The sequence below is a fragment of the Enterobacter sp. 03-F-07-AD-ECC genome (assembly GCF_047530935.1).
Lineage (GTDB): Bacteria > Pseudomonadota > Gammaproteobacteria > Enterobacterales > Enterobacteriaceae > Enterobacter > Enterobacter cloacae.
In genome coordinates, this window is record NZ_JBLKBZ010000004.1 from 184,295 (window position 1) to 199,821 (window position 15,527).

The window sequence follows — 15,527 nt, forward strand, 5'->3', positions numbered from 1 at the left end:
TCCTTCGATGATTGGCAAGAGGTTCCGGCGTTGCATGCTTGCCTATTCGGATAGGCAGATCGCATCCGAAAATTACGGAGGTTGAGGCGGAACGCTACCTGGCCGAAGACCTGAGAACCTCAATCACCGCGACGCTGCACTACCGCCTGATCCACAGGTTCAGTTCAATCAATTCCCGGGTTGCAGCTCCACACGCACCTCGCGCGATTTGCCGGCCCGTTCCACTGACAAGACCACCACATCGCCGACCTTCCTGTCGTCTAGCCGCGCGAGCAGCTTGGCCACATCGTCCGTCGCCTTGCCATCAACATCGATGATGCGGTCGCCCGGCACGATGCCTTGCGGCGTGACTTCGACACCCGCGAGGCCGGCCTTGTGCGCTGCCGAACCAGGGGTAACACGCAACACGAACACGCCCTTGCTTCCGGTCAGTGCAAGCAGACGCTGATTGAGCTGTTCGTCCACCTCAATGCCCAGCGCCGGACGGATGTACTTACCGGTCTTGATGAGTTGCGGGACTACGCGCATGACGGTGTCCACCGGCACGGCGAAACCAATCCCGGCCGAGGCGCCGGAGGGGCTATAGATCGCCGTGTTGATGCCGATGAGCCTTCCTGCCGAATCGAGCAGCGGCCCACCGGAGTTGCCAGGGTTGATGGCGGCGTCGGTCTGGATCAGGTGATCGATGGCCGGGCCGCCCGCTTCTCCGGGTAACGAGCGGTCGAGCGCGGAGACGATGCCGGTGGTGAGCGTCCAGTCCAGGCCGAAGGGGTTGCCGATAGCGAACACCTTCTGACCCACCTTGAGGTCGGCACTGGTGCCGACCGGCACGGCCGGCGGGCGCTTGAAACCGACGCCAATCTTGAGCACGGCGATGTCGTGCGCTGGGCTCGTCCCCACCAGCGCGGCCTGGTAGTCGCGGCCATCGGCGAGTTTGACCGTGGCTTCAGAAGCACCCTGGATGACGTGGAAGTTGGTGACGACGTGGCCGGCATCGTCCCAGATAAAGCCCGAACCGGTGCCGCGCGGCATGGAAAAGACATTGCGAGTCCAGACGTCGCGCACCAGCTGCGCGGTGGTGATGTAGACCACCGAAGCGCGCGATTCTTCGAACAGTTCGATGGTGGCTTTCTCGTCCGCCGCCAGATCGCCACGCGCCGTCACGGTGCGATCTGCCGCCTCGCGCGGACTGAACCAGGCCTCGATGGCGGGCAGGAACTGCCACAGCAGCATGAGCGTGGCAATACAGGCGGTGATGAAGAGCCAGCGCCGGATGAAGGGGTCCGGTGCGGGGCGTGGGTACGGGTCGGGGTAGGCCATGAGAAGTCTCCTGTTGATAGGCAATCAGCGCCACAGCCCGCTCGGGTGCCAGCGCGGCGGGCGCGGCGTCACAGCGGATTCCGGCAAGAAATGGGGCGCGTGGAATGGCAACGCTGATGCTGGCCCAGGCGCCAACGTCAGCAGGCGTGCGATACGCTCTTGCGTTGCCGGATGCGTGCGCAAGCAGGAGGGCTCGGGATTGCCCCATCCCGGCCACAGCCAGGCACGCCAGGAGCGGCTGACCCGCTCGATTTTCGCCAGCGCGGACGCCAGCCCCTGCGGGTCGCCCGTCAGTTCCGCCGCGAGGCGGTCAGCGTCGAACTCACGCACGCGAGACAAGCCGAGCTGTGCGAGCAGGGCCAGCTGGGGCGATGCGGCCAATAACAATAGACCAGGCCAATAGACCTCCGCCGCGCCAACCAGCAGCGCGGGCAGGTTGAGCAGGATCGCGATTTGTCCCATGAGGGCCAGCAGGCTCGTGAGGCGACTGACGGAATCCGCCAGCCTCATGACGCGCAGATCCTCATTGGTGATGTGCGCGATCTCGTGCGCGAGCACACCCGCCAGCTCGCGTGGGCTCAGGCTGCGCAGCAGGCCATCGGTGAGGGCGATCGATGCCTCCTGCTTCGATCCGGTGGCGAAGGCGTTGACGACGGCACTGGGCACATAGTGCGGCACCGGCGTGGCGGGCAAACCGGCACGGGCGGGCAGCTCGCGCAACAGGGCCCACATCTCGTGGGCTTCTTGCGGGTGCAAGGCCCGTACGCGGTACAGGCGCAAGCTCAGCGCCGACGCGGCTACCGGTTCCAGCAGCAACGCACCTGCAACGGCAAACAGCGCGAGCCACAGGCCGCCTTCCCCAAACGGCAGTCTCCCTGCTGCGGCTGCGATCCCGACCAGGGTCAGGACCAACAGCCCGGTCTGCAGGCGGTTGAGCCAGCGGTGTTGCAACAGCGCCGTGCGCGGATCACTGGGATGATGACGGGTCATGCTCAGAGGTCTCGGCGGCGCGGTCGCCGCGCTTGCGCAGCAGCCAGTAGGTCGCACCCAGAGCCAGCGTGGCGCCTGCCAGCGCGGCTATCTTTGCGGGGCTCGCCTCGGGGTCAAGGATCACGAACTTGCGCGCCAGCGCGATCAGACCGATGAGGATCACGGTCTTGACCTGGATGATGCTGTCCCGACGCAGCGCCACGCGCACAATGGAATGCTTGAACTCCATCGCGATCAAGAGCGTCATGATCATGCCGAACACACTCTGGAATACCTTGTGATCCAGGGGATTGAAGGCATCGAGGACCAGCAGCGTGAAGACGATGGCGATGAGCTGGAACAGCGACACCACGATGATGACGGCAATTACCGCCGACAGAACGAGGGCGACGACCTGCTCGAAGCGCTCGTATAAACTCATGATGGCCCATTGGTCACGGAAGACCTGAAATGGATTGCGGCCTGTTGACTTCATGCAGATGGACTCCCTGCGACATTGCCGCTGTCGAGACGGCGGCGCATCGCACTGATGTTTCGTTCGACGAGCTTGGCCGACATGCCAAGCGACGACATCACTTGTTCCGCCAGCCCAAGGCCTGCGGCAAAGGATTGCTGGTACACACGCACGTTGGGCATGGCGCGAAATGCATCGGCCGCGGTCGTACTTCTGCATGACACCCACAAGGTCAGCGCCGGACGGCGCTCGGCAATCGCCTGGGCGATGCGCAGCACTTGCTGGGCATGGGCGAACGTGAGCACCACCAGACGCGCTTGCGCCAACCCGGCAGCCAGCAGGGTATCGGGCCGACTCGCATCGCCATGGAACACCGGCACGCCGGCGGCACGCTCGGCCTCTACCTTCTGCTCGTCTGCTTCCAGCAGCAGATGCGCCACGCCGGCGTGGCGAAGAATCTCACTGACGGTCAGGCCAAGCTCGCCCGCGCCGCAGATGATGACGTGGTCTCGAAATCGCGCTGTCTGCGCGGTGATCTCAACTTCTTCAGCCTGGGGTGGCTGAATGACGCCGCCGGTGCGGCTCAAGAACCGGGCAAGTACATCGTGATGGCGGATCAGCAGCGGTGCCAAGGCCATGCTGAGCACCAGCGCGACCAGCATGGGTTGTACGACGGTCGCGGGAATCAGATGCTGCTGCAAGACCATGCCCAACAACAGCAGGGCGAACTCGCCGCCATGCCCCAACGCTATGCCCGTGCGCCAGGCATCGAGGGCGGACAGGCGCGTCGCCCGCAAGGCCAGGGTGTTGAGCCCGATCTTGACCGGTACCAGCACTGCCAGCCACGCGAACACCGCCAGTGGTGCCGAAAGAATCTGCGCTCCGTCCAACTGCAGGCCGATGGTCACGAAGAACACCCCCGACAACACATCGCGAAACGGTTTGAGGTGGCTTTCCATGTGGTGACGGAAGTCGCTCTCGCCCAGCACCATGCCGGCCAAAAACGCACCCAGGGCGGCGGATACGCCGACCGCGTGTGCAGCAGCGGCGGCAGCCACCACCACGCACAAGGAAACCAGCACGAAGGATTCTTCGTGGCCCTGCCGCGCCACCCAGCCCAGCAGGCCATGCAACAGACGACGGGAGGCGAGGGCCGCTGCCGCGAACAACATCAGCACGCCCAACACTTCGAGCAGCACGCTCTCGATCTTCGGCGACTCGCCGCGCGCCCAGATCGCCAGCAGGGCCAGCAGGGGCACGCTGGCCAGGTCCTGAAAGACCAGCACGCCGATGGCGCTGCGGCCGTGGCGGGTGGTGAGCTCGCCTTGGTCGGCCAGCTGTCGGCTGACCAGCGCCGTGGACGACATGGCCGCCGCAGTGCTGAGCAACGCAGCGCGCTGAACTGGCTGTCCCAGCCACATCAACATCAAGGTCAGTGGCGTGGCGACAGCGATCATCTGCAAGCTGCCGGCCGCCAATACGGTTTTACGGGAAAGCCAGAAGTGCCCGAGGGAGAACTCCAGCCCAACCATGAACAGCAGCAGGGCCACGCCCAGCTCGGACAGAAAATCAAGCGCTTCTCCCGGCGCGACTACACCGCTGACCGACGGGCCCAGCAAGGCGCCGACGGCGAGGTAACCCAGCAAGGCGGGTACTCTGAACGCCGCCGTCGCCACATCCGCGAGGCTGCATGCCGCCAGCAGGATCAGGGTGGCGCCGAGCAAGTCCTGCATCGGTCAGCGCCCCACCTGTGCAGATGCCCAGCGCACGATGTCCTGCGCGCCCAAGGCGCCAGCCTGACGCCCGATCTCCCGCCCACCCTGGAACAGGGCGAGCGTCGGAATGCTGCGGATGCCGAACTGCGCGGCCAGGTGGGGTTCTGCCTCGGTATTGACCTTGGCCAGCCTGACCCTGGGTTCGAGCTGGCGCGCCGCTTGCTGGAACTGCGGGGCCATCATCTTGCACGGCCCGCACCAAGGTGCCCAGAAATCGACCAACAGTGGCAGGTCGCTGCGCTCCACGTGGCGCGAGAACGTCGCCGTGGTCAACTCGATGGGCTCGCCCGTGAACAAGGGCTGCTGGCAGCGGCCGCAGTTGGGATGTTCCGATAGCTTCGCAGTCGGTACGCGGTTGATGGACTGGCAATGCGGGCAGACAAGGTGAAGATCATTCTTCATGGTTCGCCTCCTTGGACCACAGTGAGGCTGCCTCGCTTCGGGTCACAGACAATGCCGACCAATCAACGCCTTGGAGCCAATCGTTCCCGTTTTTGCTTACTCCGGCCTCTTCCAGATGAGCAGCGATGAATGCTTCGGCCTGCATGAGCCACCTTCGGACAGCATCTTCCTTACTAGGAATCAGCAGGATTTCAGAGACGCTGCTGGCATTCAGCCCGTCCACACGGATAAGCAGAAAAATGCGCCGCCACAAACGCGGCATGTCCTTCAGCAGGTCGAATGCAAAAGCGAACTCGCTCGACCGATCAATCAGCTCCTCCTGTTCCGCGATCGTTGCGACATCGGGATGCTGACTGCCAGCGAAGATATCGGCCAGCTTGAGTGTGTCATCGGGCTGATAAAATTCGAAGATTTCCTCTTCCACCATGGCCTCGGCGACGTCCTGGGCATCCGGTTCGACCGGCGCGTCCAGAGAAACGAATTCGCCAAATTGCCGGCTGCTTGCCACTTCGTTATCCAGGACGGCGAACAGATGCTTCAAAAGACCGGTGTAAGCCTCTTTTTCCCCCGGCACGGATTGCCATTCCACCTCAGCTCGGACAATCGCTTCATCCACCACGTCGCGCAGCGTCGGATAATCGCGCGGTAAATCGCCGACGGCCCGCAGATAAGCCAGCTCACGCCTTGCGACAGCCTCAAGTTTCGACAGTAGAGGCATTCGGGTCTCTTTGGCCTCATGGGCGGCTGACGCGGGTTTTGCAGCAATTCGCACCTTGAGCTCGCGCAAGCGCTCGCGTCGTGCTTTGCGCTTGATTTGATCCTGAGCATGCAGTCGGTCAAAATGCTTCTTGGCCTGACGGAACAACGACTGTGCGAGCATCTGCGCGAGGGGCGTCAGCTCGTCATGTGATGCAGTAACGCTGACAATCTTTTTGCCGGGCAGGTGCATATAGCCACTGGCCAGAAATTGCCGCTTGATCTTGTCGCGATCAAGGACGATTTGAAGTTGCGCTGAATCTTTAGTGTGTTTGTCGAGCAATGGCTTGAGGGCGTGCTCGATCACATTTCCCAAAGCTCTCTGCCAAGGTTCATGAAACTCTTTGTCGATAGCTCGATAGCTATATTGCATCTGCATGTATGACTCCTTCGATGTCATTTCTATGGAGGTATGAATCGAGGATGCTCATATCCATAGAATTTAGTTTGACCCGCTCTTATCCCTGGCGCGTTTTGCGAAGACGCCAACTCAAGAACAAAAGCGTGACACCATAGACTGCCGCATAGAAGCCCAACAGCCAGCCTGCGGCCAGGAATGACTCGACCGGACGGGAAAAAAATATCCACAAGACGATAGCGCCAAGGACAATCGAGAGCAGTCCACTGAAGGCAAGCCAGATTTCACCCTTGATTTCTTGACGCAGCCGAACGGCGGCGGATATCTCCAGCACACCGGTGAAAATCGCCCAGAACCCCACGCTAGCCCATAAAAAAGAAGCCATGACCATCGTGGCGACCCAAGGAGCAACCAGGACGACGACGCCGGTAAGTATGCCGACAATGCCGCTGAACAGCAGCCAGCCCCAGCGCTCTTTTTTCTGGATATGGCGCACCGCTGCAACCAAGTTGAAAGCGCCATTGACCAAGGAAAATGCGCCGAACACTAAGGTCATGGCCAACAGAGCCGATTGTGGCATCCAGAACGCAAGGGCTGCGAAAATCAATGCCAAGACACCGCGCAACGCAAAAATCCACCAATTTTCGGTCAATGAACACAGTGTTTTGGTGGGCTCATCCGCACTGGAATCGGTGATGGTGTCTGTATTCATGCTATATCTCCTAAAGATCTAATGGGGTGAAAAAGCAAACACTCCTGAGCCAAGAGAGGGGCGCGACGCGCCCCTCTTACGCCCTATCCAGCGGTTTCAGAACAACTTGGACAGCTTTGCCTTGATTTCATCGAGCCAGCCTTTTCCGCCGCCTCCCCCAGCCGTCTTTTGCTTGACTTTCTTGAGTTCAGCATACAGGGGCTCAAAGTCCTTCTTCTTTCCATAGCCCAGCAGTTCTGCCATTTCCAACTGCTGCCGCGCTTCGTTCAATAATGTCTCCAGGCGCTCATTGGACGCTTCGCTCCGCTGACCATCTTCTACCAAGGTCTCGGCGCGCTTCAGGAGCAGCCTGGCGCGCAGGGCGGGCAGCGGATGCACGCTGCGCGTCTCGACCAGCGTGCTGAGCGCTGCCTGCAGCGCGGCTTTGGCTTCTTCAATCTTGCCCTGATCGATCAGCGGCACGACTGACTTCACGGCTGCGGGATAGGACGCCAGAGGGATGTTGGTGACCGCGATCACGATTTCACTGGCCAGCAAAGCCAGCACGTGACGTGCCTGTTGCACCTCGCCATGTTTGAGGGCATCCAGCGCCTCGTCGGTCATCGCCTCAATGGTTTCCGTGTTGGCGAACAAGTCGTGCACGATGGTGCGCACATCAACGGGGGCCAGGGCGAGCGTGGGTTCGCGCGCAACGATCAGCTCCAGCTTTCCCGTCACTTCGGCCAGCGTTGCCAATGCGCGTGCAGCGTCCTTTCCGTCAAGTGCGGCCAGCGCTGATTTGGTCAGCGCCAAGGCCGAGACGGCCTCATCGAGGACTTGTTTACGTTTGTCTGCCGCCTGCGAGTCCGTTTCCTTCTGAACCTCAGGCTGTACCTCCGTGACGACTTCAGCCTTGGCCTCTGGACTGACAGGAAGGCTGCTTACCGCGGCCTGTTCGTTTATTTCTTTGTTCGTCGCATTGGGATTCGATGTTTGCTCATTCATGGTGATATGCCTCGTGTGAGTTAGTGAAAATAGGCGAATCTATTGGGGCTGACTGCGAACATCGCGAGACTGACCGACCGAACAGTCGGCCCCTTCATCACCTCAAAACAGCTTTTGGAGGCGCGTCTTCAACTCGTCGAACCATCCCTTGCCGCTTTTGCCACCAGCCGACTTTTGCTCAATGGACTTCACATGATCGAAGATGGGTTTGAAATCCGCCTTCTTGCCATAACCCAGGATCTGCGCCATCTCGATCTCCGTGCGCACGGACGACAGCAAGGTGCTGAGCTCCTCGTTCTGCTTGGCATCGCGCTTGTCGGTCTCGGCCAGCTTTTCAGCTTTTGCCATCGCGGCTTCAGCCCGTAGCACGGGCAGAGGAAAGGCGACCGAGGTCACCACCAGCGTGTTCAGTGCTCGGGCGAGTTCCGCCTTGGCGTCGTCGATCTTGCCGCTGTCGATGAGCCGTGCGGCCGACTTGATCGCTGCCGGGTACGTTGCCATCGGCAGGTTGTCGGTTTCGATCACGATTTCGCTGGCCAGATTGGCGACGATGGGCCGGGCCTTTTGCAGCTCGCCATCACCCAAGAACTCCCGAGACAACTTGACCGCCTTCTTCACCGATTCCACGTTGGCGTGGATATCGTGGGTGATGACGCGTACATCGACCGGCGCCAAAGCAAGTTTGGCGTCGCGTGCCAATACCAGTTCCAGCTTTCCGCTGGCCAGTTCCAGCGCAGCGAGCGCCTCCTTGGTCTTCTTTGCATCAAGGAGTGTCAAAGCCTCCTGGGTCTTGGTGAGCGCCGTGATGGCGTCCTGAGTGAGCTCAGCACGCTTTTTTTCGGCTTCCCGGGCGGCCTTGTCATCTACCTGTGGCTGCGCCGCCTTGGAAGCGGCAGAGGGTGCTGCAGCACCTGGGCTAGAACCTGCCGCCGATTGGGCCAGAGCCGGTCCGCTCAGTCCGACGACGACCGCCAGGGCTAGTGCGGAGAAGGTTGATTGGGGCTGTTTGATATTCATGATCTTGGGCTCCTAATTAAAGTTAGTTGACTGAGATTTCAATCTGTTTCGGTTTGGCTTGCTCGGCCTTGACAAGCCGCACTCCCAGCGCGCCGTCTTTCATCAGCCGTCACCTTGGTCGGATCAACGTTGTCAGGCAAGACAGAGCTGCGCACAAAGCGGCCATACGCACGTTCGATGCGGTGGAACTTCTTGCACTGCTTCTCTTTTTCCAGTTTGCGCTCGCCGCTGATGGTGAGCACGCCGTTTTCCGCGCTGACGCGCGCGGCATCCTTGGGGACCTCCGGCAGATCCAGCTTGAGGAGGAATGCGTTCTCATCCTCGCTGATGTCCACCATTGGTGCCCAGTCCGCCGTGGTCATGGCTTCGTTGCCGGTACGGGCGCCCTGTCGCTGGGGTATTCGTCCGAACATCGTCGCCAGGCCGTTTTGCAATTCATCCAGTTCCCGGAAGGGGTCCCACGGAGTCAATGCAGACATATCGGTTCTCCTTGAACAATGCCGGCGAATTGGATGACGCACCGAACAGAGCCGCCGGCTTACTCTGAATAGCGCCTACTACTTTTCGTTTCCATCAAGAACAAGTCCTTGGGTCAATTGAAGGATGTCGTTCTCGTCGAGCGTTTCCCGCGCCAGCAGTTCGCGCGCACAACGCTCCAGCACCGCGCGGTTGGTGTCGAGGATCCCGTAGGCGCGCTCGAACACGCCCATCACGATGTCGCGGATGGCCTGATCGATGCGCGCCTGGGTCGATTCGGCCACCCGGCAGCCGCCGTGGGCCAGTTCCGGTGTATCGAGAAAGCGTGGCCGCTGCGCCTCGAAGGCGATGTAGCCCAGTCCTTCGTCCATGCCAAAGCGGGTGATCATGTCGCGGGCAATGTCGGTGGCCCGTGCGAGGTCATCGGCAGCCCCGGTGGACAGCTCGCCGAACACGAGCTTCTCGGCCGCACGACCGCCCAGCAGCACGGCGATCTTGTGTTCCAGATCGGCGCGCGTCATCAGGAAGCGGTCTTCGGTGGGGCGTTGCAGCGTGTAGCCCAGCGCGCCGATGCCGCGCGGGATGATTGAGATCTTGTGCACGGGGTCGGTGCCGGGCAGCGCCAGCGCCACCAGCGCATGGCCCATCTCGTGATAGGCCACGGTTTCCCGCTCCTTGGGATTGAGTACTCGGTTCTTCTTCTCCAGGCCCGCCACGATGCGCTCGATGGCGGCGGTGAAGTCCTGCAACTCCACGGCGGACGCTTTGCGCCGGGTCGCGGCCAGCGCGGCCTCGTTGACCAGGTTCGCGAGGTCTGCACCCGAAAAGCCCGTGGTCAGCGCAGCCACCTGTTCGAGATCGATATCCTGGGCCAGCGTCACCTTCTTGACATGAACCTTCAGGATGTCCAGCCGTCCCTTCTTGTCGGGCCGGTCCACCAGCACCTGACGGTCGAAGCGACCGGCGCGCAGCAGCGCCTGGTCGAGGATTTCGGGGCGGTTGGTGGCGGCGAGGATGATCAGCCCGACCGAGCTGTCGAAGCCGTCCATCTCCGTGAGCAGCTGGTTGAGGGTCTGCTCGCGCTCGTCGTGGCCGCCGATGGGGCCGCCGACGCCGCGCGCGCGGCCCAGCGCATCGAGCTCGTCGATGAAGATGATGGCCGGCGCCTGCCCGCGGGCCTGCTCGAACAGGTCGCGCACGCGCGCTGCACCCACGCCGACGAACATCTCGACAAACTCTGATCCGGAGATGGAGAAGAAGGGCACCGCCGCCTCGCCGGCAACAGCCTTGGCCAGCAATGTCTTGCCGGTGCCCGGTGGGCCGACCAGCAACACGCCCTTGGGAATGCGCGCCCCGAGCCGTCCATACTCCTGCGGATTCTTGAGGAAATCGACGATCTCAACCAACTCCGCCTTGGCCTCATCGACACCCGCGACATCGGCAAAGGTGACGCCGGTGTTCTTCTCCATGAACACCTTGGCGCGGCTCTTGCCGATGCTCAGGAAGCCGCCCATGCCCTGCTTCTCGGCGAAGCGGCGGAACAGGAAGAACCAGACGCCGAAGAAGGCCACCGCCGGCAGAATCCAGGAGAGCACATCACGTAGCCAGGTGCTTTCCACCACCCGCGCGTAAGGCACGTCGTACTTGGACAGCCGCTCGGCCAGGTCGGGTTCGACGCGAGTGGCCACGATGGTGGTCTTGCCCCGGCTGTCCGGCGATTTCAGGCGCCCGGTGACCGTGCGGTCCGACACCAGCACTTCGGCGACGCGCCCCTCGGCCAGCGCCTTCTCGAATTCGCTGTAGGGCACGGGCTCGACGGTCTTGGCCGCCTGCCAGTAGTTCTGCAGCGTCAGCAGCAACAGGCCGGCGACGATCCAGTAGCCAATGTTCCATTGATCTTTCTTTTCCATGGGCAATGTTCCTCGCAAGTCGTGCCGCTAGAGAATGGGGGTGAACAGACGGGCCACCCCGTCGCGCAAGCGGATGGCCAGCGGGCGGGCGCGCAACGCCATGGCCGATATCTCGTTCGATGCATCACGGGCGGCATCAAAAAGGGATTCCAGCCGCGTAGACAGCGCGGTGTCGTACACCTCCACATTGAACTCGAAGTTGAGGCGCAGGCTGCGCGCATCCCAATTGGCCGAACCCAGGCAGCACCACTGGCCGTCTATCAGCATCAGCTTGCTGTGGTCGAACGGGCCCGGCCGTTCGAAGATGCGCATACCGTGCTCCAGCACCTGCCAGTAGTGGGCGCGTGCGGCCCATTGCACCGTGGGATGGTCGCCGTTTGCGGGCGTCAGCACGTCGATACGCACGCCGCGCAACGCGGCCGTGCTTAGCGCCGCGATCATCGGCTGATCGGGCACGAAGTAAGGTGTCCAGATGCGCACCGAATGCTTCGCCGCGCTCAAAGCGCCCATGAAGGTCCAGCGCAGCCGGTCCAGGGCCTCATCGGGACCGGCCTCGATGCCGCGCGCCCAAGAGGTTCCTTGCTCATCAGCCGTTGCGGGCGGTTCGCCCCAGAGACCCTCGTTGAGCCGCTCGCCCGTGGTATCGCACCAATCGTCGGTGAAGCACCGCATCAGATGCGCAACCACCGGCCCGCGCAGACGAAAGTGCAAATCGTGACAGGCCCGGCCCGGCGCATCGGGCCGCCAATACGGGCTGAAGATGTTCATGCCGCCGGTGAAACCCGTCTCGCCATCGATCACCAGCAGCTTGCGGTGATTGCGCAGATGCGCGGCATGCAGGCGCGCGGGAATCAACGTCGGGTTGAACGTCGCCGCCGGAACGCCGGCGCGCTGCAAGGCGCGGTAGGCGCTGCGGGGCGTCCAGCGGGCATACACGTCGTCGATCAGCACCCGCACTTGCACGCCGCGCTCATGAGCCCGGCGCAGCGCATCGACGAACTGCGCCCCGATGCCTTGGCTGTCGAAGATGTACGAGGCCAAGGCGACGCTGTACCGCGCCGATTCGATGGCGGCGAGCATGGCCGGGTAGGCCTGCTCGCCATCGACAAGCGGCTCGATGCGGTTGCCGCTGGTCAGCGACTGGCCGGTGGCGCGTCCCACCAGGTGGGCCAGACCGGCAAGCGGCGGCGATACAGCCTCGGGCATCGTGGGCGAGAGGTCCTGCCGAACAGCAGGATCTGCCCCCGGGAAGAGCCGCCGCGCCCGCCGCTGGTAACGGTTGATGCCGAACAGCCCATACAGCAGCGAACCGCCCAGCGGCAACAAGGCGATCAGCAGTACCCACAGCGTGGCCGATCGAGGGTCACGCTTGTAGATGACCGCGTGCCCCGCTGTGGGGATAGCGACCGCCAGCGACACGAGGGTGGCTGCCCATGTCAGCCCGTTGGGGTCGGACACGACAGCCTCCCCATGACTCAAGATTCGCCGCCCGCTGACTTCTTCTTGCGCGCAGGCTTGCTCGCGTCGCTCGGCGGCGTCTCGGCCGCGTTCGCGGCATCGGGCTTCTCAGGCTCGGCCGGCTTCGCGGGTGGCTCCTGGCGCTCGAAGACCACCCGTTCGGCCTTGTCGTCCCAGCGGGCGCTGGCGTGATCGGCCTTGCCGATACCGCCACCCAGCATCTCGCGCGCCAGTGCCGTCTCCAGCTCGCTGCGGATCAGCCGCTTGAGCTCACGCGCGCCGAACTCGGGCTTGTAGCCTTCCTCCGCGAAGTGATCGATCAAGGTCTGATCGAAGGTCAGCGTCACGCCCTGGCTGGCGGCGTTGCGGGCCACACGATCGAGCTGCAGGCCGACGATATGGCGGATCTCCTCCTTGCCCAGCGCATGGAAGACGATGATCTCGTCGATGCGGTTGAGGAACTCGGGGCGGAAGTGTCCGCGCAGCACGTCCATCACCTCGCCCTTGGTCTTCTCGTATTCCTCGCCGGCGGCGCCACGGGCCTTCAGCCGACGCTGGATGATGTCCGAGCCCAAGTTCGAGGTGGCGATGATGATGGTATTGGTGAAATCCACCACCCGGCCCTTGCCGTCGGTGAGCCGCCCGTCGTCGAACACCTGCAGCAGGATGTTGTAGACGTCGGGGTGAGCCTTCTCGATCTCGTCCAGCAGCAACACGCTGTAGGGTTTGCGCCGCACCTTCTCGGTGAGCTGGCCACCCTCGTCGTAGCCGACGTAACCCGGAGGCGCCCCCACCAGGCGTGCCACGGTATGGCGTTCCCCGTACTCGGACATGTCGATGCGCAGCAGAGCACCTTCATCGCCATAGATGGACTCGGCCAGCGCCTTGGCGAGCTCGGTCTTGCCCACACCCGTCGGCCCGAGGAACAGGAAGGTGGCCACTGGCTTGCCGCCTTCGCGCAGGCCCGCGCGCGCCAGACGCACGGCATCGGCCACCGCGCGCACCGCTTCGTCCTGGCCCACCAGGCGCTCGTGCAGCCGCTGCTCCAGATGCAGCAGCTTCTCGCGTTCTTCCACCGTCAGCTCGTTGACCGGAATGCCGGTCAGGCGCGAGACGATCTGCGCGACATGCTCGGCTTTGACTTCGGCGCTACCCGAGGCGCGCTCGCGTTCCCATTCCTCGACAAGCTTCTTGAGTTCGGCCTCTTTGGTCTCGATGTGCTTGCCCAGCTCGGCGGCCTTGTCGTACTGCTTGCGCGAGGCCACATAGTCCTGCTCACGCCGCAGCTGGTGCAGTTCGGACTCCAGCTCTTGTACGGCCACTGGGCGGGCCGTGGCCGACAGCTTCACACGTGCGGCCGCCTGGTCGAGCAGGTCAATTGCCTTGTCGGGCAGAAAGCGGGCGGTGATGTAGCGGTCGGACAACTCGGCGGCGGCGATGATCGCGTCCTCTGTGATACTGACCTTGTGGTGCGCCTCGAACGTGTCGCGCAGGCCGCGCAGGATCATCATGGTCTGCGCTACCGTCGGCTCGGGCACCATCACCGGCTGGAAGCGACGCTCCAGCGCGGCGTCCTTCTCGATGTACTTCTGATACTCGTTGAGCGTGGTGGCGCCGATCAGGTTCAGCTCGCCGCGCGCCATCATCGGCTTGAACACGTTGGCCACGTCCAGCCCGCCTTCGCCGCCACCCTGGCCGGCACCGACGATGGTGTGCACCTCGTCGATGAAGAGAATCAGCTCACCCTGGTGCTCGGTCACTTCCTTGAGCACCTTCTGCACGCGCTCCTCGAACTCGCCGCGGTACTTGGCGCCTGCCACCATGGCGTTGATGTTGAGTTCGACCAGACGCTTGTCGCGCAGCGTCTCGGGCACTTCGCCGGCGACCATGCGCTGCGCCAGCCCTTCGACGATGGCGGTCTTGCCGACGCCGGGCTCGCCGATCAGCACCGGGTTGTTCTTCTTGCGCCGGGCCAGCACTTCGATGGTCGTCTCGATCTCCTGCGCGCGGCCGATGACCGGATCGAGCTTGCCCTCGCGCGCCATCTTGGTGAGGTCGCGCGAATACTTGTCGAGTTCCGGCGTGTTGGTCGGCGTCTCGGCGCGGCCATCCTCGGCCCCTTTGCCGACCACCTTGCTTACCTGCTGGCGCAGCGCTTGCGGCGTGAGGCCGTAACGGCGCAGCAGGTTGGCCGCCAAACCTTCGCCTTCCTCGGCGAGCCCGATCAGGAAATGCTCCGGCCCGACATAAGAGTGGCCGAGTTCGTTGGAGGCCACGAAAGCACGGCTGAGCGCGTCCTTGACCCGGGGCGACACGCCGATCTCGCCCTCGAACGGCTTATCGCCGCGCTTGGCTTCGGATTCGATCTGGCGCTTGAGGTCATCGACTTTGATCTTGAACTGCCCCAGGATGGTCTTGACCACGTCGCTGTCGGATAGCGCCAGCAGCAGGTGTTCGGTATCGACTTCGGCGCGCCCGAACTCTGCAGCGTGTCGGGCGGCCTCCTGCAATAGGGCCTCGGACTGTTCGCTGATACGGCTGGCGAGCCCACTGCCGCGACGGCGCGCGGTGCCCGTACCGGCCGGGGCGGGTTCGCCGAACGAGGCATCGACGACCTCGTCGGTATCGGCCGCCATGGACGGTGCGTCGTCACCGATGCGGAAGAAGTCGCTGCCAAGGAAGTCTTCGAACAGCCCGCTGCGCGAGCCGAACAAGGCTTCCAGCGGTGAGACGGTGCGCTTTTGCTGGCGCACCAGTTGGCGATAGTGATCGTCACACAACAGCATGGTGCTGTGGCGACCATTGAGATTGGCTTCCACCCGCACCGTGGCGGGCTGGCCGCAGACTTGGCATTGTTTTCTGGCCATGCTGATGCTCCTGTAAAGATTGATCTGACGAGGCACCGCCGATCACG

The 15,527-nt window shown here is 63.0% G+C and carries 12 protein-coding genes and 1 pseudogene; all 13 read right to left on the reverse strand.

The genetic code is table 11. The features are described 5' to 3' along the window. Positions 1-168: 168 nt before the first annotated feature. The 13 genes and pseudogenes from ACMWKA_RS08155 to clpK all read right to left on the reverse strand — a co-directional run bounded on the left by ACMWKA_RS08155 (position 169) and on the right by clpK (position 15,480). Complete coding sequence (locus ACMWKA_RS08155) at positions 169-1,320, reverse strand: S1C family serine protease (RefSeq protein ID WP_012761372.1); 1,152 nt, start codon at positions 1,318-1,320, stop codon at positions 169-171. Positions 1,321-1,344: 24 nt separating this feature from the next. Further along, entirely contained in the window at positions 1,345-2,310 is a 966-nt protein-coding gene (locus tag ACMWKA_RS08160) for a zinc metalloprotease HtpX (protein ID WP_012761373.1), read from the reverse strand. After that, positions 2,288-2,785, reverse strand: coding sequence for a heat resistance protein PsiE-GI (gene psiE-GI, locus ACMWKA_RS08165; protein ID WP_012761374.1), 498 nt, complete (start codon positions 2,783-2,785; stop codon positions 2,288-2,290). Before psiE-GI ends, ACMWKA_RS08160 begins: the two co-directional genes overlap by 23 nt. Next, a complete protein-coding gene (gene kefB-GI / locus ACMWKA_RS08170) occupies positions 2,782-4,497 on the reverse strand; it encodes a heat resistance system K+/H+ antiporter KefB-GI (RefSeq protein WP_012761375.1) in 1,716 nt (571 codons plus the stop codon). Before kefB-GI ends, psiE-GI begins: the two co-directional genes overlap by 4 nt. 3 nt (positions 4,498-4,500) lie before the next feature. Next, a complete protein-coding gene (gene trx-GI, locus ACMWKA_RS08175; RefSeq protein WP_012761376.1) occupies positions 4,501-4,941 on the reverse strand; it encodes a heat resistance system thioredoxin Trx-GI in 441 nt (146 codons plus the stop codon). Next, positions 4,931-6,076, reverse strand: a complete 1,146-nt coding sequence (locus ACMWKA_RS08180) for a hypothetical protein (RefSeq protein ID WP_020306402.1) — start codon at positions 6,074-6,076, stop codon at positions 4,931-4,933. Before ACMWKA_RS08180 ends, trx-GI begins: the two co-directional genes overlap by 11 nt. 79 nt (positions 6,077-6,155) lie before the next feature. After that, a complete protein-coding gene (gene hdeD-GI / locus ACMWKA_RS08185) occupies positions 6,156-6,767 on the reverse strand; it encodes a heat resistance membrane protein HdeD-GI (protein ID WP_003285392.1) in 612 nt (203 codons plus the stop codon). 96 nt (positions 6,768-6,863) lie between these two features. Continuing rightward, positions 6,864-7,751 (reverse strand): heat resistance protein YfdX2, encoded by an 888-nt coding sequence (gene yfdX2 / locus ACMWKA_RS08190; RefSeq protein ID WP_038625722.1) that lies wholly within the window; start codon positions 7,749-7,751, stop codon positions 6,864-6,866. Positions 7,752-7,853: 102 nt separating this feature from the next. After that, a complete protein-coding gene (gene yfdX1 / locus ACMWKA_RS08195) occupies positions 7,854-8,768 on the reverse strand; it encodes a heat resistance protein YfdX1 (protein ID WP_016446194.1) in 915 nt (304 codons plus the stop codon). A gap of 22 nt (positions 8,769-8,790) precedes the next feature. Continuing rightward, a pseudogene (gene hsp20-GI, locus ACMWKA_RS08200) lies at positions 8,791-9,247 on the reverse strand (small heat shock protein sHSP20-GI). A gap of 78 nt (positions 9,248-9,325) precedes the next feature. Further along, complete coding sequence (ftsH, locus tag ACMWKA_RS08205; RefSeq protein ID WP_020306398.1) at positions 9,326-11,155, reverse strand: ATP-dependent zinc metalloprotease FtsH; 1,830 nt, start codon at positions 11,153-11,155, stop codon at positions 9,326-9,328. Between the two features lie 27 nt (positions 11,156-11,182). Continuing rightward, positions 11,183-12,613, reverse strand: coding sequence for a cardiolipin synthase (cls, locus tag ACMWKA_RS08210; protein ID WP_016451635.1), 1,431 nt, complete (start codon positions 12,611-12,613; stop codon positions 11,183-11,185). Positions 12,614-12,630: 17 nt separating this feature from the next. After that, positions 12,631-15,480 carry a heat shock survival AAA family ATPase ClpK gene (gene clpK, locus ACMWKA_RS08215; RefSeq protein WP_016451636.1) on the reverse strand — a complete coding sequence of 950 codons (2,850 nt, stop codon included), beginning with the start codon at positions 15,478-15,480 and terminating at the stop codon, positions 12,631-12,633. Between the last annotated feature and the right edge of the window lie 47 nt (positions 15,481-15,527).